The 20,487-nt window shown below is 73.5% G+C and carries 19 protein-coding genes and 2 tRNA genes; 8 read left to right on the top strand and 13 right to left on the bottom strand.

Annotated elements, in window-relative coordinates:
* Positions 1–25: 25 nt before the first annotated feature.
* From AQJ30_RS19280 to pgsA, 3 genes are read right to left on the bottom strand one after another with little or no spacing between them, the layout of a single operon-like run.
* Positions 26–1,195, bottom strand: coding sequence for a glycosyltransferase family 4 protein (locus AQJ30_RS19280; protein ID WP_067235452.1), 1,170 nt, complete (start codon positions 1,193–1,195; stop codon positions 26–28).
* Entirely contained in the window at positions 1,192–2,109 is a 918-nt protein-coding gene (locus AQJ30_RS19275) for a phosphatidylinositol mannoside acyltransferase (RefSeq protein WP_067235449.1), read from the bottom strand. Before AQJ30_RS19275 ends, AQJ30_RS19280 begins: the two co-directional genes overlap by 4 nt.
* Positions 2,106–2,840 (bottom strand): phosphatidylinositol phosphate synthase, encoded by a 735-nt coding sequence (gene pgsA / locus AQJ30_RS19270; protein ID WP_067235446.1) that lies wholly within the window; start codon positions 2,838–2,840, stop codon positions 2,106–2,108. The genes AQJ30_RS19275 and pgsA overlap by 4 nt, the downstream gene beginning before the upstream one ends.
* 246 nt (positions 2,841–3,086) lie before the next feature.
* On the opposite strand from pgsA, the gene AQJ30_RS19265 reads away from it, so the two are divergent.
* Complete coding sequence (locus tag AQJ30_RS19265; RefSeq protein WP_067235444.1) at positions 3,087–5,282, top strand: elongation factor G-like protein EF-G2; 2,196 nt, start codon at positions 3,087–3,089, stop codon at positions 5,280–5,282.
* A 228-nt stretch (positions 5,283–5,510) separates the two neighbouring features.
* Positions 5,511–7,172, top strand: a complete 1,662-nt coding sequence (locus tag AQJ30_RS19260) for a hypothetical protein (protein WP_067235442.1) — start codon at positions 5,511–5,513, stop codon at positions 7,170–7,172.
* Positions 7,173–7,200: 28 nt separating this feature from the next.
* Here the strand turns inward: AQJ30_RS19260 and AQJ30_RS19255 are convergent, their stop codons facing one another.
* Entirely contained in the window at positions 7,201–7,761 is a 561-nt protein-coding gene (locus AQJ30_RS19255; RefSeq protein WP_067235439.1) for an HIT family protein, read from the bottom strand.
* A 67-nt stretch (positions 7,762–7,828) separates the two neighbouring features.
* Here AQJ30_RS19255 and AQJ30_RS19250 point away from each other — a divergent pair, with 67 nt between their 5' ends.
* The gene (locus AQJ30_RS19250; protein WP_067235437.1) at positions 7,829–8,485 is read left to right on the top strand and encodes a potassium channel family protein; all 657 of its coding nucleotides are present in this window, start codon (positions 7,829–7,831) and stop codon (positions 8,483–8,485) included.
* A gap of 55 nt (positions 8,486–8,540) precedes the next feature.
* Here AQJ30_RS19250 and thrS read toward each other — a convergent pair whose 3' ends face one another.
* The 3 genes from thrS to AQJ30_RS19235 form a co-directional block, all read right to left on the bottom strand.
* Entirely contained in the window at positions 8,541–10,517 is a 1,977-nt protein-coding gene (gene thrS / locus AQJ30_RS19245; protein ID WP_067235435.1) for a threonine--tRNA ligase, read from the bottom strand.
* Positions 10,518–10,645: 128 nt separating this feature from the next.
* The gene (locus tag AQJ30_RS19240) at positions 10,646–11,872 is read right to left on the bottom strand and encodes a hypothetical protein (RefSeq protein ID WP_067235433.1); all 1,227 of its coding nucleotides are present in this window, start codon (positions 11,870–11,872) and stop codon (positions 10,646–10,648) included.
* Entirely contained in the window at positions 11,869–12,435 is a 567-nt protein-coding gene (locus tag AQJ30_RS19235; protein ID WP_067235798.1) for a DUF4365 domain-containing protein, read from the bottom strand. Before AQJ30_RS19235 ends, AQJ30_RS19240 begins: the two co-directional genes overlap by 4 nt.
* Positions 12,436–12,603: 168 nt before the next feature.
* Between AQJ30_RS19235 and AQJ30_RS19230 the strand changes: the two genes are divergently transcribed.
* Positions 12,604–13,329: a 3'-5' exonuclease gene (locus AQJ30_RS19230; RefSeq protein ID WP_067235430.1), complete on the top strand. Its 726-nt coding sequence runs from the start codon at positions 12,604–12,606 to the stop codon at positions 13,327–13,329.
* An 82-nt stretch (positions 13,330–13,411) separates the two neighbouring features.
* Here the strand turns inward: AQJ30_RS19230 and AQJ30_RS19225 are convergent.
* Together AQJ30_RS19225 and AQJ30_RS19220 are read right to left on the bottom strand one after the other, a co-directional pair.
* Positions 13,412–13,483: transfer RNA gene (locus AQJ30_RS19225), tRNA-Val, on the bottom strand.
* Positions 13,484–13,522: 39 nt separating this feature from the next.
* Complete coding sequence (locus tag AQJ30_RS19220) at positions 13,523–13,978, bottom strand: SRPBCC family protein (protein ID WP_067235429.1); 456 nt, start codon at positions 13,976–13,978, stop codon at positions 13,523–13,525.
* Positions 13,979–14,117: 139 nt separating this feature from the next.
* Between AQJ30_RS19220 and AQJ30_RS19215 the strand changes: the two genes are divergently transcribed.
* On the top strand, positions 14,118–16,601 hold the full coding sequence (locus AQJ30_RS19215) for an SCO7613 C-terminal domain-containing membrane protein (protein WP_245726992.1): 2,484 nt from the start codon (positions 14,118–14,120) through the stop codon (positions 16,599–16,601).
* 220 nt (positions 16,602–16,821) lie between these two features.
* Here the strand turns inward: AQJ30_RS19215 and AQJ30_RS19210 are convergent.
* A tRNA-Val gene (locus tag AQJ30_RS19210) sits at positions 16,822–16,893 on the bottom strand.
* A gap of 75 nt (positions 16,894–16,968) precedes the next feature.
* Entirely contained in the window at positions 16,969–17,433 is a 465-nt protein-coding gene (locus AQJ30_RS19205) for a TIGR02611 family protein (RefSeq protein WP_067235424.1), read from the bottom strand.
* 191 nt (positions 17,434–17,624) lie between these two features.
* On the opposite strand from AQJ30_RS19205, the gene AQJ30_RS19200 reads away from it, so the two are divergent.
* Together AQJ30_RS19200 and AQJ30_RS19195 are read left to right on the top strand one after the other, a co-directional pair.
* The gene (locus tag AQJ30_RS19200) at positions 17,625–18,038 is read left to right on the top strand and encodes an SsgA family sporulation/cell division regulator (RefSeq protein ID WP_004002642.1); all 414 of its coding nucleotides are present in this window, start codon (positions 17,625–17,627) and stop codon (positions 18,036–18,038) included.
* Positions 18,039–18,276: 238 nt separating this feature from the next.
* Positions 18,277–18,837, top strand: coding sequence for a CGNR zinc finger domain-containing protein (locus AQJ30_RS19195; RefSeq protein WP_067235421.1), 561 nt, complete (start codon positions 18,277–18,279; stop codon positions 18,835–18,837).
* 111 nt (positions 18,838–18,948) lie between these two features.
* Here AQJ30_RS19195 and AQJ30_RS38745 read toward each other — a convergent pair whose 3' ends face one another.
* Together AQJ30_RS38745 and AQJ30_RS19190 are read right to left on the bottom strand one after the other, a co-directional pair.
* Positions 18,949–19,113, bottom strand: a complete 165-nt coding sequence (locus tag AQJ30_RS38745) for a hypothetical protein (RefSeq protein ID WP_168372645.1) — start codon at positions 19,111–19,113, stop codon at positions 18,949–18,951.
* A gap of 177 nt (positions 19,114–19,290) precedes the next feature.
* A complete protein-coding gene (locus tag AQJ30_RS19190) occupies positions 19,291–19,737 on the bottom strand; it encodes a hypothetical protein (RefSeq protein WP_067235418.1) in 447 nt (148 codons plus the stop codon).
* A gap of 197 nt (positions 19,738–19,934) precedes the next feature.
* Here AQJ30_RS19190 and AQJ30_RS19185 point away from each other — a divergent pair, with 197 nt between their 5' ends.
* The gene (locus tag AQJ30_RS19185; RefSeq protein ID WP_067235415.1) at positions 19,935–20,486 is read left to right on the top strand and encodes a DsbA family protein; all 552 of its coding nucleotides are present in this window, start codon (positions 19,935–19,937) and stop codon (positions 20,484–20,486) included.
* Position 20,487 lies beyond the last annotated feature (1 nt).

Below are 20,487 nucleotides of genomic sequence, written 5' to 3'. Positions count from 1 at the left end.
GCGCCCGCCTGCTCAGCCCGCGCGGCTAGTCACGGGCCAGGCCCAGGCGGGAGCGCAGCCCCGGGGGGCGGGGGTCGTCCGTGGTGGCGACCGCGGCCGCGCCCGCGGTGACCGTCTCGTACACCGAGAGGATGTCCGCGCCCACCGTGGACCAGTCGAAGCGGCGCACGTGCGCGCTGCCGCGGGCGCTCAGCTCGGCGCGGCGCGAGGGGTCGCCCAGGAGCCGTAGGGCCGCCTCGGCGAGGGCGTCGGCGTCCTCGTTGGCGAACAGCTCGCCCGCCGCCCCCCGGTCGAGGACCTGGGCGAAGGCGTCGAGGTCGGACGCGAGCACGGGGGCGCCCGCGGACATCGCCTCGACCAGGATGATGCCGAAGCTCTCGCCGCCGGTGTTGGGCGCCACGTACAGGTCGACGCTGCGCAGCAGGCGCGCCTTGTCCTCGTCGCTGACCATGCCCAGGAACTCCACCCGCGGGCGCAGTTCGGCCGGCAGCGAGGCGACCGCCTCCTCCTCGTCGCCGCGCCCGGCGATCAGCAGCCGGGTCCCCGGGCGGGCGGCGAGGATCCGCGGCAGGGCGCGCATCAGCACCGGCAGGCCCTTGCGGGGTTCGTCGATGCGGCCGATGAAGCCGATGGTGTCGCCCTGCCAGGCGGGGTTCGGGTCGGCCTCGGCGAAGAAGTCGACGTCGACGCCGTTGGGGATGACGACGGCGTCCCCGCCGAGGTGTTCCACCAGTGTGCGCCGGGCGTACTCGCTGACCGCGATCCGGGCGCTGATCTTCTCCAGGGCCGCCTGGAGGATGGCGTAGGCGGCGATCATCGCCTTGGAGCGCGGGTTGGACGTGTGGAACGTGGCCACCATCGGGCCCTGCGCAGCCCAGCAGGTCAGCAGGCCGAGGGACGGCGAGGTCGGCTCGTGGATGTGGACCACGTCGAACGCGCCGTCGTGCAGCCAGCGCCGCACGCGCGCGGCGGACAGGAACCCGAAGTTCAGCCGCGCCACCGAGCCGTTGTACGGCACCGGGACCGCGCGGCCCGCGGAGACGACGTACGGCGGCAGCGGGGTGTCGTCGTCGGCGGGGGCGAGGACGGACACCTCGTGGCCGAGCCGCAGGAAGTACTCGGCGAGGTCGCGGATGTGGAACTGGACGCCACCGGGCACGTCCCAGGAGTACGGGCAGACGATGCCGATCCTCACGGGCGCTCCCCCTCGGACGGACGCGGCTCCAGGTCCGCGACCCACAAGCGCTGCAGCATGTGCCAGTCCTCCGGGTGCTCGGCGATCCCCGTGGCGAAGGCGTCGGCCAGCGCCTGTGTCATGACGGACGCCTTTTCGGCCCGGTTGCCTGACCCGGGCACCTCGATCGGGGGGTGGACCCGGCCGTGCATCACGGGCGAGTCGTCGTACCAGAGGGTCACGGGCAGCAGCAGCGCGCCCGTCTGCTGGGCGAGCAGGGCGGGCCCCGCGGGCATCCGCGCGGTCTCGCCGAAGAAGGTCACCTCGACGCCGGAGGCGGACAGGTCGCGGTCGGCGACCAGGCAGACCAGGCCGCCGTCGCGCAGCCGCCGGGCGAGGGTGCCGAAGGCGGCGCCGCCGCTGTGCGGGAGGACCTCCATGCCGAGGCCCTCGCGGTAGGCGACGAACCGGTCGTAGAGCGTCTCCGGCTTCAGCCGCTCGGCGACCGTGGTGAACGGGGTGCCGAGCGCGGTGGTGACCCAGGCGCCGGCCAGGTCCCAGTTGGCCAGGTGCGGCAGGGCGAGGATGACGCCCCGGCCGGCGGCGAGACCGTCGGTCAGGTGGTGCAGGTCCTTGGGCTCGAAGCCGTCGCGGACGCGCTCGGCGCTCCAGGCGGGCAGCCGGAAGGACTCCATCCAGTACCGCAGGTAGGACCGCATGCCCGCCCGGGACAGCTCCGCCAGGCGCTCCGGCGAGGCGTCCGGCACCACGCGCGCGTAGTTGCGCTCCAGCCGCTGCACGCCCTTGCCGCGCCGTTTCCAGGCGAGGTCGGCGACCGAGCGGCCCAGGCGCACCGCGACGGGTTCGGGGAGCTTCTTCACGGTGCCCCAGCCGAGGCCGTACAGCGCGTCGGTCAGCCGCTCCTGGGCGCTCACTGGGCGGTCTCCCTCCCCTGGGACCCCGGCTGCGCGGCGGCCGCGGCCTCCGCCTCGGCGGACTCGCGGCGCACCGTGACGACCCGCTGGACCAGCGTGACGAGGCTGCCGACGGCGACGATCCACAGGGCGACGGGCAGCAGGTACTGGATGCCGGGCACGCCGAACTTGTGCAGGCCGGCGAAACCGGCCGCGACCAGGGAGATCACCAGGCGCTCGGCGCGCTCGACGAGCCCGTTGACGGCGACCGGCAGGCCGATCGACTCGCCGCGCGCCTTGGTGTACGACACCACCTGGCCGCTGGCCAGGCAGAAGATCGAGACCGCGCACAGCACGTTGTCGTCGCCGCTGCCGGCGTACCAGAGGGCGAAGCCGCCGAAGATCGCGCCGTCGGCGACCCGGTCGAGCGTGGAGTCGAGGAAGGCGCCCCAGCGGCTGGAACGGCCCAGCTGGCGGGCCATGTTGCCGTCGACGAGGTCGGAGAAGACGAAGAGCGTGATGACGACCGTGCCCCAGAAGAACTCGCCCCGGGGGTAGAAGACCAGCGCGCCCGCCATCACGCCGGCGGTGCCGATCAGCGTGACGGTGTCGGGGCTGACGCCCCGGCGGATGAGAAACGCGGCGAACGGTGTGAGGACACGCGTGAAGAATGCACGCGCGTACTTGTTCAGCATGGCCTTCCCGACGGTCGGTGTGGCGCCGCGACCCCTGCTGGTCACCGGCTGGCCCATCGTAGTCACGCGCGCGGGGGTGCGACGGCCGGGCACCCGCGGCCGGGGTCACGTCCCGGCGGCATCCGGGTCACGGCCCGATCGCGGGCGCGGGGCCGCCGGGTGGCGGGTTCGGGTCCCTCGTATGGACGCACCGTGACGGGAGTGGAAAGCTCGAAGGACCGCGGGCGTCGCCGGAGCCGCCCCCACGCGGATCCGCCGCTTCGCCGCGCCCCAGTGACCTCACCGTGCACGGGAGGCAGGATCATGGGCGACAAGACACAGACACACCCCGGAGCCGCCGGCAGGGCAGTGGCGGCCGACCACCCCGCGTCCCTACGGAATGTGGTGCTGGTCGGCCACTCGGGATCGGGCAAGACCACCTTGGTGGAGGCCCTCGCGCTCACGGCGGGGGCGGTGAACCGGGCGGGCCGCGTGGAGGACGGCGGCACCGTCTCCGACCACGACGAGATCGAGCACCGCCAGCAGCGTTCGGTGCAGCTCTCCCTGGTGCCGCTGGAGTGGGACGGCATCAAGGTCAACGTCCTCGACACCCCCGGCTACGCCGACTTCGTCGGGGAGCTCAGGGCCGGTCTGCGCGCGGCGGACGCGGCCCTCTTCGTCGTCTCGGCGTCGGACGGCGTGGACGGCTCCACCCGCATGGTGTGGGAGGAGTGCGCCGCCGTCGGCATGCCGCGCGCGATCGTCGTCACGCACCTGGAGGCGGCGCGGGCCGACTTCGAGGAGATGACCCGGGTGTGTGCCGAGACGTTCGGCGGCGACGACCCGGACGCCGTGCTGCCGCTGTACCTGCCGCTGCACGGCCCGCAGGGGCCGGACGGGCACGCGCCCGTGACGGGGCTGGTCGGGCTGCTGTCGCAGAAGCTGTTCGACTACTCCTCCGGCGAGCGCAAGGAGTCCGAGCCGGGCCCGGAGCAGCTGCCGGACATCACGCAGGCCCGCAACCGGCTGATCGAGGGGATCATCGCCGAGAGCGAGGACGAGACCCTCATGGACCGCTACCTCGGCGGTGAGCAGGTCGAGGTCAAGACCCTGGTCGAGGACCTGGAGCGGGCCGTCGCGCGCGGCACGTTCTTCCCCGTCCTGGCCGCCGCCCCCGCGGCCGGGGGCGCCCGGCAGGGCATCGGCACGGTGGAGCTGCTGGAGTTGATCACCCGGGGCTTCCCGACGCCGTTCGAGCACCCCACGCCGGGCGTGACCACGATCGACGGCGCGCCGCGCGAGATCAAGCCGTGCGACGTCGACGGCCCGCTGGTCGCGGAGGTCGTCAAGACGTCGTCCGACCCGTACGTCGGCCGGATCTCGCTGGTGCGCGTCTTCTCCGGCGTGCTGCGGCCCGACCAGACGGTGCACGTGTCCGGGCACGGCATGACCGACCGGGGCCACGAGGACCACGACGTGGACGAGCGGGTGGGAGCGCTGTCGATGCCGTTCGGCAAGCAGCAGCGCCCGGTGCCGCAGGCCGTCGCGGGCGACCTGGTGTGCGTGGCGAAGCTGACCCGCGCGGAGACCGGCGACACCCTGTCCGCCAAGGACGACCCGCTGGTGATGGAGCCGTGGCGGATGCCGGACCCGCTGCTGCCGCTGGCCATCCAGGCGCACAGCAAGGCCGACGAGGACAAGCTGTCCCAGGGCCTGTCCCGGCTGGTCGCCGAGGACCCCACGATGCGCCTGGAGCAGAACCAGGACACCCACCAGGTCGTCCTGTGGTGCCTGGGCGAGGCGCACGCGGACGTGGCCCTGGAGCGGCTGCGCACCCGCTACGGCGTCCAGGTCGACGTCGTCCCGCACCGGGTGTCGCTGCGGGAGACGTTCGCGCACCGGTCGGCCGGGCGCGGGCGGCACGTCAAGCAGTCGGGCGGGCACGGACAGTACGCGATCTGCGAGATCGAGGTGGAGCCGCTGCCGGGCGGCTCGGGCATCGAGTTCGTGGACAAGGTCGTCGGCGGGGCGGTGCCGCGCCAGTTCATCCCGTCGGTGGAGAAGGGCGTACGGGCGCAGGCGGCCAAGGGGGTGGCGTCCGGCCATCCGCTGATCGACGTGCGGGTCACGCTGCTCGACGGCAAGGCGCACTCGGTGGACTCCTCCGACGCCGCGTTCCAGACGGCCGGCGCGCTGGCGCTGCGGGAGGCCGCGGCCGACGCGAGGATCCACCTGCTGGAACCGGTGGCCGAGGTGAGCGTGCTGGTCGGCGACGACTACGTGGGCGCCGTGATGAGCGACCTGTCCGGCCGGCGCGGCCGGGTGCTGGGCACCGAACAGACCGCGGGCGGGCGGACGGTGATCCGCGCCGAGGTGCCCGAGATCGAGATCGGCCGGTACGCCGTGGACCTGCGCTCTCTGTCGCACGGCACGGCACGGTTCGACCGCCGGTACGTGCGGCACGAGCCGATGCCGGCGCAGGTCGCCGAGCGGGTCCGCGAACAGGCCCGGGACAGCTGAGGGTTGGTGCGCACCGGCCCCAAGTGGCCCGTGGGACACCCGGACAGGCGGCCGGGGAGCGTGGCACCGGGGCCGGAACGGATCGGTCGGCTCCGGTTCGGCGGGCGGCTTCGGCCGTCCGCCGACGCGCGTCCGCGCCGGCGGATACCCTGATGACCTGATCAACAGGTGTGCGGAGCACGGAAGTCGGGAAGGCCGCAGGAGCGAGCCTTGCGGCGTTGGGGGGGAATGAGCGTGGACGGCAGTTACGCGGACTTCTTCGGACCACAGGTGCCGCGGGCGGGCGACGAGGGGCAGACGGCGACCTTCGCGCTGGCGTCGGCGGCCTACCGGGACAACCCGGTCGAGGACATCAAGAAGGCCGACAACGAGTGGCACCAGTCCACGGTCTCCGTGGGCCGTTCCTGGGCCAAGATCTTCCGGCCGAACCTCGGCGAGGCCTTCTCGCAGGCGGTGGTCGACCGCATGCTGGGCGTCGGCCGCAAGCCCCTCATCCAGTCCTTCGGCACCGAGCCGCAGGTCGTCGTGGAGCACTGCCTGGCGGCCAACCGCATCCGCCGCGAGCGCGACAAGAGGCTCACCGGCATCATGCTGCTGTTCGGGGTGCTGTTCCTGCCCGGTCTGCTGGTGTGGCTGCTGGTCTTCCAGCTCCGGGCGACCGTGGGCCGGCTGGACAACCGGCGGGTGTCCGGCATGGCCACCGTGCTGCTGTTCGCGGTCGGCGCGCTGGCGCTGCTGTTCCTGCTCAAGATGCCGTTCGGCGGCCTGGTGGGCTGGTACGCGCGCGGTGCGGTCGTCGCCCCGGTGGTCGGCTGGTTCCTGGCCAAGCGGGTCTGCGAGGGCACCGCGCAGGACCTGCGCGGCCGCTGGGACAGCCTGCTGGCGGGCAGCAGCATCGGCGCCAAGGTGCCCGAGGCCGTGCCCACCAGCCCCAACCAGACCGCCGCCGAGCAGCTGCGCCAGTCCCTGGCCCGGCTGAGCGCCGAGCAGCAGTCCAACTCGGTCTTCTACGCCGGTCCCAAGGGCATCCTCGGCATGGGCACGCGCTGGGGCGCCTGGCACCTCGCCGAGGAGCTGACGCCCCTGGACCCGAACAAGGGCGTGCACGAGTTCCGCAGCTGGACCGTGATCCGCGCGATCCACGACCAGCTGACCCTGCTGAACCGGCAGAGCCTGAAGACCGGCGGCTTCCCGCCGCCCAGCGTGCGGCACTGGATCGTCACCCCGGTCGGGGAGAACGCCAAGGCGGTCGCCCGGCCGGAGGGCACGGACGTCGAGGCGTACCAGGTCAAGCCGTCGGCCATAGAGAACATCTGCAACAACCAGCAGTTCGGCGGCGGTGACCGGCACTACCTGGGCGTGCAGTGGCCGCTGTGGGACGGGCAGTTGATCATCACCATGATGATCACCGTGACGGTGCTGCACGAGACGCTGCGCATCGAGGTCACGGGCCACGCGCTCGGCCCGGTGAACGGGCTGTTCACCACGAAGCCGGAGGCCCCGACCAAGGAGGTCGCCAAGACCGTCCGGTTCTGGGAGACCCGCAAGGTCACGCTGCCGCTGGTCACCCCGGACGAGGTGGTACGCCTCGCCGCGCGGGCGACGCTCAGCTGGTACCCGCCGCTGCTGAACTGGCTCGGCGGCTCGATAGGACTGCCGGAGCCGTTCGGCCTGCGGCACGCGTGGGCCGACCAGCCCTGGCGCCACCGCTTCATGGCCGACGACGCGCTGCGCGCGGCCACCCCGGTCCTGCGGGTGGTGCACGCCGCCGCGATCAAGGTGCTCAAGGAACACGACGTGGACACGGAGAAGTTCGGCTCGCGGTCGGCCTTCCTGAGCACGGCGGTCCAGGACCCCAGCCCCAGGAAGGTCGACGTCTACGACGCGTAGGCCGCCGGGCCGCGGCTCACGGCCACGCTCAGGCCGTGGGCCACGCCTCCGCGAGCATCTTGCGGGTGTCCGCGAGGAGTTGGGGCAGGACCTTGGTGTGGCCGACGACCGGCATGAAGTTGGTGTCGCCGCCCCAGCGCGGGACGATGTGCTGGTGCAGGTGGGCGGCGATGCCCGCGCCCGCGACCGCGCCCTGGTTCATGCCGATGTTGAAGCCGTGGGCGCCGGAGGCGCCGCGCAGGGCCGTCATCGCCTGCTTGGTCAGCTCGGCCAGCTCGACGGTCTCCGCCCCCGTGAGGTCGGTGTAGTCGGCGACGTGCCGGTAGGGCACGGTCATCAGGTGGCCGCCGTTGTACGGGTACAGGTTCAGCACCGCGTACACGTGCTCGCCGCGGGCGACGATCAGCGCGTCCTCGTCGGACTTCCCCGGGAGTGAGCAGAAGGGACAGCCGTCGTCGGCCCCCGGGCCGCTGGGCTTGCCCTCGCCCTGGATGTAGGCCATCCGGTGGGGCGTCCACAGGCGCTGGAACGCGTCCTGCGTCCCCGCTCCGATCTGCTGCTCCGGCTCACTCGTCATACCAGGCAGCATATGGCTTCGCCCGTTCGCGGCGTGTCGGCGGGGTTGCGGCGCGGCCCCCGCGGGCGAAGCTGGGCCGGTGGACCAGGACAGCCGTCAGACCCGCTGGGAGCAGCGCACCGAGGTGCCGCTCGGGATCGCCTCGTTGGTCTTCCTCGGCGCCTACGCCCTCCACGTCCTGGCCCCCGGCATGTCCGGGGTGTGGCACGACGTGTGCCTGACGCTCACGGTGGTCACGTGGGCCCTGTTCGTCCTGGACTACGCGGTGCGCTGGCGGCTGAGCGGACGGCGGCTGGGGTTCGTGCGGACCCACTGGCTGGACACCCTGGTGGTGGCGCTGCCGCTGCTGCGCCCGGTGCGGATCGTCCGGCTGTACGAGGCCGTCCAGCGCCGGCACGGTGAACCGCGGCTGTCGCTGCACGCGCGCGTGATCACGTACGCCGGGGTGTCGACGGCCCTGCTCGGCTTCGCCGGCGCACTCGCCGTGTACCAGCACGAGCGCGGTGCGCCCGGGGCGACGATCAAGACCTTCGGGGACTCCGTGTGGTGGGCCTGTTCGACCCTCGCGACCGTCGGCTACGGCGACGTCACCCCGGTGACACCGGTGGGGCGGCTGATCGCGGTCGGGCTGATGGCGTGCGGGCTGGCGCTGCTGGGCGCGGTCACCGGCTCGTTCTCGTCGTGGCTGATCCAGGTGTTCTCCCGGGAGGAGGACGAACGGCCCCCGGGGAGGTGAGCACCTCCCCGGGGGCCGTGACCGTCGCGGCCGCCGGACGGGGCGGCTGCCGGGATCAGACCTGCGTCCGCTCCTCGACGACCTGGGCGATCTTGGCGATGGCCTCGTCGAACGGGATGCCGTTCTCCTGCGAGCCGTCGCGGTAGCGGAAGGACACCGAGCCGTTCGACATGTCCTCGTCGCCCGCGATGACCATGAAGGGCACCTTCTGCTTCTGGGCGTTGCGGATCTTCTTCTGCATGCGGTCCGAGGAGGAGTCCACCTCGACCCGCAGGCCCCGCTTCTTCGCGGCGGCGGCGAACTTCTCCAGGTACTCCACGTGCGCGTCGCCGATCGGGATGCCGAGGGCCTGGACGGGCGCGAGCCACGCCGGGAAGGCGCCCGCGTAGTGCTCGAGCAGGACGGCGAAGAACCGCTCGATGGAGCCGAACAGCGCGCGGTGGATCATGACCGGGCGCTGCTTGGAGCCGTCGGCCGCGGTGTACTCCAGGTCGAAGCGCTCCGGCAGGTTGAAGTCGAGCTGGATGGTCGACATCTGCCAGGTGCGGCCGATGGCGTCCTTGGTCTGCACGGAGATCTTCGGACCGTAGAAGGCGGCGCCGCCCGGGTCGGGCACCAGGGGCAGGCCCTGCTTCTCGGCGACCTGGCGCAGCGTCTCGGTGGCCTCCTCCCACACCTCGTCGGAGCCGACGAACTTCTCCGGGTCCTTGGTGGACAGCTCCAGGTAGAAGTCGGTGAGGCCGTAGTCGCGCAGCAGGTTCAGCACGAAGGTGAGCGTCTTGTCGAGCTCCTCGGACATCTGCTCACGGGTGCAGTAGATGTGCGCGTCGTCCTGGGTGAAGCCGCGGGCCCGGGTCAGGCCGTGCACGACGCCCGACTTCTCGTACCGGTACACGGTCCCGAACTCGAAGAGCCGCAGCGGCAGTTCGCGGTAGGAGCGGCCGCGCGCGTCGAAGATCAGGTTGTGCATCGGGCAGTTCATGGGCTTGAGGTAGTAGTCCACGCCCTCGTCGAGCTGCATGGGCGGGTACATGCCGTCGGCGTACCAGTCCAGGTGGCCCGAGGTCTCGAAGAGCTTCCCCTTCGTCGCGTGCGGGGTGTAGACGAACTCGTAGCCCTCCTCCTCGTGGCGGCGGCGCGAGTAGTCCTCCATGACCCGGCGGACGACGCCGCCGCGGGGGTGGAAGACCGCGAGGCCGGAGCCGATCTGCTCCGGGATGGAGAACAGGTCGAGCTCGCTGCCCAGCTTGCGGTGGTCGCGCTTCTCCGCCTCGGCGAGGAAGTCCAGGTACTGCTTCAGCTCGTCCTTGGACGGCCAGGCGGTGCCGTAGATGCGCTGGAGCATGGGGTTCTTCTCGCTGCCGCGCCAGTAGGCGGCCGCGTTGCGCATCAGCTTGAACGCCGGGATGAGCCGGGTGGAGGGCAGGTGCGGACCGCGGCAGAGGTCCTTCCAGCACAGCTCGCCGGTCTTGGCGTCCAGGTTGTCGTAGATCGTCAGCTCGCCGGCGCCGACCTCGACGTCCGCGCCGTCGTCCGAGGACGCCGAGCCCTTGAGGCCGATCAGCTCCAGCTTGTAGGGCTCGTCGGCCAGCTCCTCGCGGGCGGCCTCGTCCGTCACGACCCGGCGGGAGAACTTCTGGCCCCGCTTCTGGATCTCCTGCATCTTCTTCTCGACGGCCTTGAGGTCCTCGGGCGTGAACGGCCGCTCGACGTCGAAGTCGTAGTAGAAGCCGTCCTTGACGGGCGGGCCGATGCCGAGCTTGGCCTCGGGGAAGAGCTCCTGCACCGCCTGCGCCATGACGTGCGCGGTGGAGTGGCGCAGGATGTTCAGGCCGTCCTCGGAGGAGAGCTCGACGCCCTCGACCTCGTCGCCGTCGGCGAGCGCGTACGACAGGTCCTTGAGCTCGCCGCCCACGCGCGCGGCGATGACCGAGCGCTCGCCGGCGAAGAGCTCGGCGGCCGTGGTGCCCGTCGTCACCGTGCGCTCTTCCCGCTCGGAATCGCGTTGGATGATCACACGGACGTCTGCCACCGGTCTCTCCTGACTGAAGGGGGGTGCGGCGCCATACCGGAGCGCACGCATGAGGGGGATCGTACCGACCCGCACCCGCCGACCGCGAAACCAGTGCCGCGGTCCCCCGCACCGGCGCCCGGTGCCCGTCAGTCCCCTTCGCAGGTCTCCTCCAGGAACGCCGCGGTGCCGGCGGTCTCCTGGAGGGACTTCATCAGGCGGTCCCGTTCCGCCTCGTCGACCTGCACCGCTTCGACGTCCGAGGCCGCCGTGACCCGGCGGAAGCCGCCCCGGCTCTCCAGCCGGCCCCGCACCCGCACGGGCAGGCCGGCGAGGTGGGCCTGCCCGGCGGTGCGGTAGCCGTCCTCGTCGAGGGTGAGGCGGACGTGCGGCACCTCGGCGCCGGCCAGCACCCGCAGCCGTACGCTGCCCTCGCCGCGCGGGCCGGACCGGCGCAGCCGGACGACGGTGCCGGTGATCCGCACCGGCACGGCGGGCTCCTCGCGCAAGTAGCGGGCGCCGGCCTCGCGCAGCGCGGGCAGGTCGCCGGGTGAGAACTCGACGGGCTCGCCGCTCGCCGCGCAGTCCTCGGGGACGCCCGCCGCGGGCGCCCACGCGACGGCGACCCGGGCGCCCTCGGTGCCCTGGACGAGGGCGACCAGCGCCTCGGTGAGCTCCCGGCTGACGCCCGCCCCGACGGCGCTGTCGAAGGCGTCCATGCCGCCGGTGGCCCGCCGGTAGTCGACGGCCTCGCGGGCCGCGCACAGGGACTGGTGCAGGCGCACCGCCAGCGCCCGCCCGGTCGCGACCGGCACGAACGCGGTCAGCGCCCGGTCCCCGGTGGCCGGGCCCACCAGCACGCCCTCCAGCAGCGCGGCGGCGGTGCGGCGGTGGCGGGCGCCGTGGTAGCCGGCCCGGGCGCGGGTCGCGAGGGCGGCGGCCAGCAGGGTCCGGCGGGCCGCGGCGCGCAGCCGCTCCTCGGCCGTCCAGGACGCGGTCCCGGCGGGCCCGCCGGGCACGTCCCGCCACCAGCGGACCTCGTCGCTGGGCACGGCCAGGGACACCAGCACCTCCCGCGCGGACGGCGCGGCGCTGCGGGCCAGGGCGTCCAGCGCCTCCCCGAGCAGGTCGTCGCTGTCGGGGAAGGCGCGACTGACGGGCACGAGCAGGCTGGTGCCGGCCGCGCCGGGACCGGGCGGGGTCCAGCGGCCATAACGTCCGGCGGCGCCGCCGCGCCGCTGCCAGCCGTGGCGCAGCAGCAGGGCACCGAGGACGGCCGGGTCGACGTCGGCGGGCTCGGGGGCGCGGTCCCAGGGGGCACCGTCCGGGTGCGGCCGCACCGGTCGCAGGTGGTCCTCCGGGGGGCGGTGGGTCATGGTCGTCCTCCCGTCCCGACCCGCGTCATGATCTCGCACAGGGCCCGGTCGTCGAAGATGCGTGCCGTCGGGATCCGCACGGTGGTGCGCGTGCGGCCGGTGACCGGGTGGCCGGCCAGGTTGACCCAGTAGCAGCAGTGCCGCAGGTCCAGCCGGTCGTGACCGGCCCGCAGCCACTGGTCCCGGGACCGGGGCACGATCATCACGACGAGGATCTTGTGCACCGAGACCGGTGTGCGGGCGAGCTTCCTCAGGTGGTCGTTGTCGAGCGTGAACGAGAAGGACCGCCCCGGGGGGCCGGGCGGGATCTGGTACGTCGCCTTCAGCTGCACCTTGATGGTCACCTCGTCGTCGACGGTGTGCCCGGGCGCGCTGTGGCTGACGTGCCAGTCGATGCCGTTGTCCGGGAACGGCTGGGACAGCGAACACCCCGCGGCCGCCGCGACGGCGTGCAGGTAACCGACCTGCAGCGTCTCCATGCAGGCGGTGGTGGCGAGCGAGCCGCGATGAGGACCCGTGCGGTCGGGCAGCAGCCCGCCCCGCTCGGGCTGCGCCATCACCATGGGCAACAGCCTTCCGAACCAGGTGAATCCCCGCGTCGGGTCGCTGAACTGCAAAGACCCGTACTCCTGTTGTCTCCTCGCGGCGTACGGCGCAAACAGCCCGGGTATCACCAAACGGGCAGAGGACGGGGCGTCAGCTGCCGCGGCTGAGTGAGGGGTTGGGTTGGTATGAGTTGCTGGTACGACGGCCCGCTGGCCGCGTTCGACACGGAGACGACAGGGGTGGACGTCGAGAGCGACCGGATCGTGTCGGCCGCGCTCGTCGTCCAGGACACCGCGGGCGCCCGGCCACGGGTGAGCCGGTGGCTGGTCAACCCCGGCGTGCCGGTGCCCGAGGCGGCGACGGCGGTGCACGGGCTGACGGAGGACCACCTGCAGCGCACCGGCCGCTGGCCGGCGCCGGTGATGTACGAGATAGCCGAGCTGCTGGCCGAACAGACGGTCGCGGGACGGCCGTTGGTGGTGATGAACGCGCCGTTCGACCTGACGCTGCTCGACCGCGAGCTGCGCCGGCACCGCGCGTCGTCGCTGGCCCGCTGGGTGGACCCGGACGCGCTGGTGGTGCTGGACCCCAGGGTGCTGGACAAGCACCTGGACCGCTACCGCAAGGGCCGGCGCACCCTGACCGACCTGTGCGCGCACTACGAGGTGAGCCTGGCCGAGGCGCACGACGCGGCGGCGGACGCGCTGGCCGCGCTGGAGGTGGTCCGCGCGCTGGGCCGGCGCTTCGCGGCCCGCCTGGAGCGCCTGTCCCCCGGCGAGCTGCACGCGCTGCAGACGGGCTGGCACGCGGCGCAGGCGCGGGGCCTGCAGGCCTGGTTCGCGCGCAGCGGGCAGGAGGAGACGGTGGACCCGGCCTGGCCCCTGCGCCCGGAGCTGCCGGCGGCGGCGTGACCGCACTCGACGGGACGCGCCGCGCGGACCCCCGGGGACACGAAGAAGGCCGGCCCGCTGTGGCGGACCGGCCTTTTCCCGGTGGGCGATACTGGGTTCGAACCAGTGACCTCTTCGGTGTGAACGAAGCGCTCTCCCACTGAGCTAATCGCCCGGGAACGCACTGAACCATACAGGTCCCCGCGGCCATCCTTCAAACCGCGTCGAGCGTGCCGAGCAGTTCGCGCAGTCCGCGCCGTCCGGCCCGCATCATCAGCCGGTGGTTGGCGCGGAACAGCGGCCGCCCCGGCACGGCGAACCGCCGGAGCAGCGGCTTGGCCACGTCGACCTCCTGGTCGTAGCGGGCCAGGCAGCCGCCCTCGGCCGGGCCGACCGTCCAGCGGGCCCAGCCCTCGAGGTCGCCGGTCAGCGCGGTCTCCAGCACCCCGGCCACCGGATCGCGGCGCGTCTCGCGCGCGGTGAAGGTGATGTCGTACGGCAGCAGGGAGCGGACGCGGAAGGCGCCGCTCGTGCCGTCGAGCCGGGTCACCTCGCGCACCTGCGGCCACCAACGGGGGTAGTCCTCGGGCCGCTCCAGCAGCGCGTACACGACGGGGGCGGGCGCGGGCAGGGGCCAGCGGCTGACGAAGCGGTAGTGCGTCCAGTCCATGACCTGCGTCTTCCCCGTACGCGGCGGACTCCCCCGGCGACCGGAAGGCTTTCGGCAACCTCGACCGAGTAGCTTCCCCGGCCGGTCCTGAGTACCGGTACTCATGGCGCGGGTCGTGACCCCGGCCACACTCCGAAGCATGACGTTCATTCCGCCCCCGGCCGAGGAACTGCGGTTCCTCGACGCCGAGCTGCGCCGACTGGACGCGCACCGCGCCCAGTTGCTGGCCCGCCGCGCCTGGCTGGTCTCGGTCCTCCAGTCGGCGGCGCCCGGACCCGCCACGCCGCCCTTCGGCGGACCCGCGCCCGCCACCGCCCCGCGCCCCGAGGCGTCCGCGCCCCGCGTGCAGAACGTGCTGCTGGTGCTCGGCGGTGTCCTGCTGACCATCGCGGCGATGGCCTTCACCCTGGTCAGCTGGGGACACCTGGGGATCGCCGGACGGGCCGCGGTGCTCGGCACGGTGACCGCGGCGGCGCTCGCGGCGCCGGTGCCGCTCCTGCGGCGCGGCCTGCGCTCCACCGCCGAGTCGGTGGCCGGACTGGGGCTGGCCCTGACGGTCCTGGACGCCTACGCCCTGCACGAGGCGGCCCTCGCGGACACGGACGGCACCGCGTACGCGGCCGTGGCGGCGACCGTGCTGGCCGGTGCGTGGGCGGCCTACGGCACCGCCCTGGGCGCGCTGCGCCTGCCCCGGCCCGCCGCGCTCGCCGCCGCCCAACTCCCGCTGCTGCTCACCGCGCTCGCGGCCGACGCGGGCCCCCACGGCATCTCGGCCGCGCTGCTGCTGACGGCCACGGCCGACGCGGCGGCGGCCCTCCTGGTGACCTCCCCCGCGCTGCGCCCCGTACGGATCGCCGCCGCGATCGGCGCCTACGGCACGGGCGGCTGGGGTCTCCTGGGAGCACTCTGGCTCTCCTGGACGGCTCCGGACCCGGGCGCAGCGGCCCGCGCGGCGGCACTGCTGCTCCCGGCGTCGGCGGTGGCGCTGACGGCGGCCTGGCGGATAGCGGGGACGGCGCGGACGGCTGAGCCGGGTCGTACGGGCGTGACGAGCGCGACGAGCGCGACGAGCGGCACTGATGCCCCTGCGACCTCGGGCACGCCCTCCCCCGCCCTCCCCTCCTTCTCCCCGCAGCCGCTCACCACCGCCCTCCTCGGGGCCCTGGTGCTGCTCGCCGCGCTCGGCGGTGTCCTGCGCGTCACGCTGCCCGGCGGCTGGGCGGTGCCGGCGCAACTGCTGGGCGCCCTGGCCCTGTTGACGGCCCCGCGGATCCCGCGGATGCCCGAGCAGGTGCGGCACGGCGTGGCCTGGGCCTCCGCCGCGGTCCAGGGGCTCGCGCTGCTGTGGGCGCTGCCGCTCGTGGCCGTGGCCCTGTTCGGTCCGTTCGGCTGGGCGGACCGGCCCTGGTCGGGTGGCCCGGCGGACGCGCGGGACGCGGTGACCGTGCACGCGCCCTGGCTGTCGCACTCCGGTCCGGCGCTCGCGGTGCTCGGCCTGCTCGCCGGCGCCCTCGCCCTGCTCGTGCGCAACGCCACGTGGCGTCAACGGGCCCTGGCCGGCGCTGCGGTGCTCGCCTGGGCGGCGGCACTGTCTGTGCCGGCCGCGCTGGAACTCCCGTACGTGGTCGGCCTGCTGCTGCTCGGTCTGCTCACCGTGGCCGCCCTCGCGCTGCCCGTCCTCCCGCCGACCGGTACCGTCCTGGCGCTGGTCACCTCGGTCGACCTGGCCTTCCTGGCGCTGGCCGACCGGACCGCGACCCTGACCGCGCTGTCCGCCCTGACCGTGCTGTACGCGGCGGCCTCGACGCGCTCCCGGCTCGCCCCGGTGACGGCGCCCGCCGCCCTGGCGTACGCCACCGCGCTGGCCTGCGCGACCGGGGCGGCGGCGGGGTGGCAGGCACCGCACACGGCCCTGCTGGTCCTGGTGGTCCCGGCGGTCGCGGTGGCCGTCGCACCCCGGCTCGCCACCACGGCGCGGGTCGCCTGCGAGCTGACGGGCGCGGTCGCCGCCCTGGTGGCGGTCGGTCTGGCGGTGACGGACGCGCCCATGCTGGCCCTGGTGCTGTCCTCGCTCGGCGTGCTCGCGGGGGCGACGGCGACGCAGCCGGACCGCCGCGCGGCCGGCTACGCGGCGGCCACCCTGTTCGCGCTGGCCGCCTGGGTGCGGCTGGCCGCGTGGGAGGTCACGGCCCCGGAGGCGTACACCCTGCCGGTGACCGTCCCGGCCCTGCTGGTCGGCGCCTGGCGCAGGCGCCGGGACCCGCTGACCGGGTCGTGGACGGCGTACGGTCCGGGGCTGGCCGTGACCCTGCTGCCGAGCCTCGCCGCCCTGTGGCGGGACGAGGGCTGGCCGCGTCCGCTGCTGCTCGGCTCGGCGGCGCTGCTCATCACGCTGCTGGGTGCCCGTCACCGGCTGCGGGCGCCGCTGGTCCTCGGCGGTACGGTGCTGGTGCTGACCGCGCTGCACGAACTGGCGCCGTACCTGGTGCAGTTCGCCGACGCGCTGCCCCGGTGGGTGCCGCCCGCGCTGGCCGGACTGCTGCTGCTCGCGCTGGGCGCGACGTACGAGCGGCGCCTCAGGGACGTCCGGCGGGTGCGGGACGTGCTGGGCCGGATGAGTTGAGGCGGGCGTCCCGGGCGGGGTCCGGCCGGACTCCGTCCGGGCACTTCGAATTCCCTGTGTCCGAAGGGGACTTGAAGCGGACCGCATTTCCCGGGAAACGTCGGGGAATTTCCGCCCGGGGCCTTGATCCGTATTTCTGCCGGATACGCCTCGTGGTCGATCATTTCCGAAATGCAACCGGCCCGCCTGCGGTCTCGCAGGCGGGCCGGTGTGTGGGCGGTGGGCGATACTGGGTTCGAACCAGTGACCTCTTCGGTGTGAACGAAGCGCTCTCCCACTGAGCTAATCGCCCGGGCGCACGGAGAACATTACCCCATGTCAGGGGGTGCCTGTGACCAGTGGCGGACGGCCCTCGCCCCCGGCCGGCTCACTGGTTCTCGATCTTCCACGGCATGACCAACCCGAACTTCCACACGTAGACGCCGACGAGCACGCCCACGACCACCAGGCCGATCGAGGTCAGGACGATGTTCCGGCGCCGGACGCGCGGATCGAGGGCCCGCTGGGCCGCCTCGGTGACTTTGCGTTTCGTCCAGCGGAGCACCAGCTGGGCCCAGACGAACTCGGTCGCCCAGATCGCCATGCCACCGAAGATCACCACCCAGCCCGGCCCGGGCAGCGGCAGCATGATCACGCCGGCCGCGACGACCGCGAGGCCGACCACGAAGACGCCGACCTGCCAGCTCACGTGCAGCAGACGGCGTTCCTTGACGTACTGCGGCGCACGGGAGCCGAGCCCCTGGTGCTCGTGCTGCCCGCTGCCGGCCTCGCCCACTTCCGCTCCGTCCGACGCCACGGCGACCTCACCCGGCACGTCACTCCCCGTATTCATACGCCCAGACCCTACCGGAGAGCATCACGTCACTGGAATGGTCGTACCCACCGAAGGCGCCCTCGGCCGGAAGAGTTACGTAAAGACACGCAAAACACGCAGAGGGGTTTACAACGGCACCGTAGGTGGCATGTCGATTTCGCCGACGTGCGAATCCCCGAGCGCACACTGAGCGAAAGGCCCTGGCGCTTATGAACACCACGGTCAGCTGCGAGCTGCACCTGCGCCTCGTTGTGTCGAGCGAGTCATCCCTGCCTGTCCCCGCAGGCCTGCGGTACGACACGGCCGACCCCTACGCCGTGCACGCCACCTTCCACACCGGAGCCGAGGAGACCGTCGAGTGGGTGTTCGCCCGCGACCTCCTCGCCGAGGGCCTGCACCGGCCCACGGGTACCGGCGACGTCCGTGTCTGGCCGTCGCGCAGCCACGGTCAGGGCGTCGTGTGCATCGCCCTGAGCTCGCCCGAGGGCGAGGCCCTGCTCGAGGCCCCGGCCCGGGCGCTGGAGTCCTTCCTGAAGCGGACGGACGCCGCCGTGCCCCCGGGCACGGAGCACCGCCACTTCGACCTCGACCAGGAGCTCTCGCACATTCTGGCGGAGAGCTAGGGCGGGGCCCCTACGAGCCGCCCGGCGCCGTCCACTCGGGGAGACGGCTCGGGCCAGGACAACCGCATAGGGCACGCGCCGACGCCGTCCCCCGGAGATTCACAGGGATCCGGGGAGCGGCGCCTGCGCGTGCCCGCGGGAAACCGGCGGGGACGGACCCTCCGCCGGGCGGCCAGGTGCGGCTACCATCGGCCAGCATCGGCGGGCGCCCGCCCGTCCCCAGGCCAGGGAGCGAAACGTGCTGATCACCCACGACACCCGGTGTGCGCTCGATGCCGTGGTGGATCTGGTGAACACCGCCCCGGAGGACGACACCACCCCGGACGGGCTGTCGGACGTCGCCTCCCTCGAGGAGTTCGTGCGCGGCCACGACATCAGTGACGTCGGGGTGCTGTCCGAGTTCGACCTGTCGGCGGTGCGCAAGGTCCGCGGCCGGTTCGCCGGGATCTTCGCGGCCACCGACCCCCGGACCGCGGCCGGGCTGATCAACGAGCTGGTGGCCGCCGCCGGCACCACGCCGCGGCTCACCGACCACGACGGCTACGACTGGCACATCCACTACTTCGCGCCGGGTGCCTCCATCGCCGACCACCTGGCCGCCGACTGCGGGATGGCGCTGGCGTTCTTCGTGGTCGCCGGCGAGCAGGAGCGGCTGCGGCGCTGCGAGGCCCCGGACTGCCGGCGGGCCTTCGTGGACCTCTCCCGCAACCGGTCGCGCCGGTACTGCGACAGCCGGACCTGCGGCAACCGCCTGCACGTGGCCGCGTACCGCGCCCGCCGCAAGGAAGCGGCCGGCTGAACGAGGCGGCCGGGAACGCGGGGGCGTCGCGCTCCGTGCGCGCCGGACGTCGTGTCGTGGGTCGATGCCGACGCGGCCCCGGCGGGTGGCGCCGGGGACCGCGGGTACGGCTCACAGCAGCAGCAGGTCGTGCAGCGCAGCCATGAGCAGCAGACACCCGATCACCGCCAGGAAGATCATCAGCGGTGGCTGGGAAAGGGCGAAGAGGCATCCACGCGGCTCGTGCTCCGGCGGCGTGGGGTCGGTCTGTGCCTCGCTCTGTGTCGTGTCCAGCATCTCGCGGCGATGATGGCGCAGCGGGCACCCTCTTCGCGATCACCACGCCCGGAATGAGCGGGTGGGCGCACCTTTCCTCGATCTCCCGTCCGCGGAGTGATCAGTTCCGTTCACCTGCGGTTCCGACTGTGTCGTTTCAGCGGACCCGACGGCCGGGGGCACAGACGCGCACGGCGGTCATATGCCGTGCTTCTTGAGGATGGCCTCGATGTCGCTGAAGTCGTCGGAGGAGGTCGCGCGCGGCGCCGCCGCGGGGCGGGCGGCCGGACGGGGTGCGGCGGTGCCGATCGAGGGCGCCGAGGCGTCGGGGGCCACCGCCTCCTGCCGCGCGGACCTGGCCGCCGCCCTGCGCTCCTTGCGGGTGCCGCCCCGGCGGCGCTCCACGGCACGGGTGAGGGCGAACAGGCCCCAGGCGACACCGAGCAGCGCGAAGCCGGCCCAGGCCGTCGGGCTGAAGGCGGTGTCCGCGAGCCACTCGACGACACCGGTCAGGACCAGGCCGAGCGGGACGAGCGCGTAGGCCGCGATGCGGGTCGCGGCGAGGAAACGCCGGCGGTAGGCCGTGACCGCGGCGATGCCCAGGCCGGCCGCGGCGACGGCGGAACACACGGTCTCGGCAATCATCCGGTCCTCCAGGGGGCACGGTCGCTGCAGGGGACCGAACCGGCCCCTGCCCCTCCATCGTGCACCTGCGGACGGCCCCGGGGCCACGCTCCGAGCGGACATCAGGGACATCTCCGGGTCGCCTCCTCCCCAGGTGCCGCCCCCGGCGGGGCCGCCGCGGATTGGGGCGCGGCGCCCCGGGCTGGAAGACTGGCCGCATGAGCGACACCTCCTCCGACGCCACCACCCCTGCCACCCCTTCCACCCCTTCCACCCCCGCCGTCGTGCTCGACGTCTGGTGCGAGCTGCAGTGCCCGGACTGCCGGGGCGCCCTCGCCGACCTGCGGGCCCTGCGCGAGCGCTACGGCGACCGGCTGGAGCTGCGGCTGCGGCACTTCCCGCTGGACAAGCACCGGCACGCCTTCGCCGCCGCGCAGGCCGCCGAGGAGGCCGCGGAGCAGGGCAGGGGCTGGGCCTACGTCGAGGCCGTCCTGGAGCGGGTGGAGGAGCTGGACCGTACGGGAGAACCCTTCCTGGTCCAGGTCGCCGGGGACCTCGGGCTGGACGCGGACGAGTTCGACACCGCCCTGATCGACGGCCGGCACATCCTGATCGTGGACGCCGACCAGGCCGAGGGCAAGGCGATCGGCGTGACCGGCACCCCGACCTACGTCATCGGTGGCGAACGCCTCGACGGCGGCACGAGCCAGGAAGGGCTGCGCGAGCGCGTCGAGGAGATCGCCGACCGGCTGCTGGCCAAAGCCTCCTGAG

Source organism: Streptomyces longwoodensis (assembly GCF_001514125.1).
In the GTDB taxonomy this organism is placed as follows: Bacteria; Actinomycetota; Actinomycetes; order Streptomycetales; family Streptomycetaceae; genus Streptomyces; species Streptomyces longwoodensis.
This window is presented reverse-complemented; position numbering and strand designations above follow the sequence as displayed.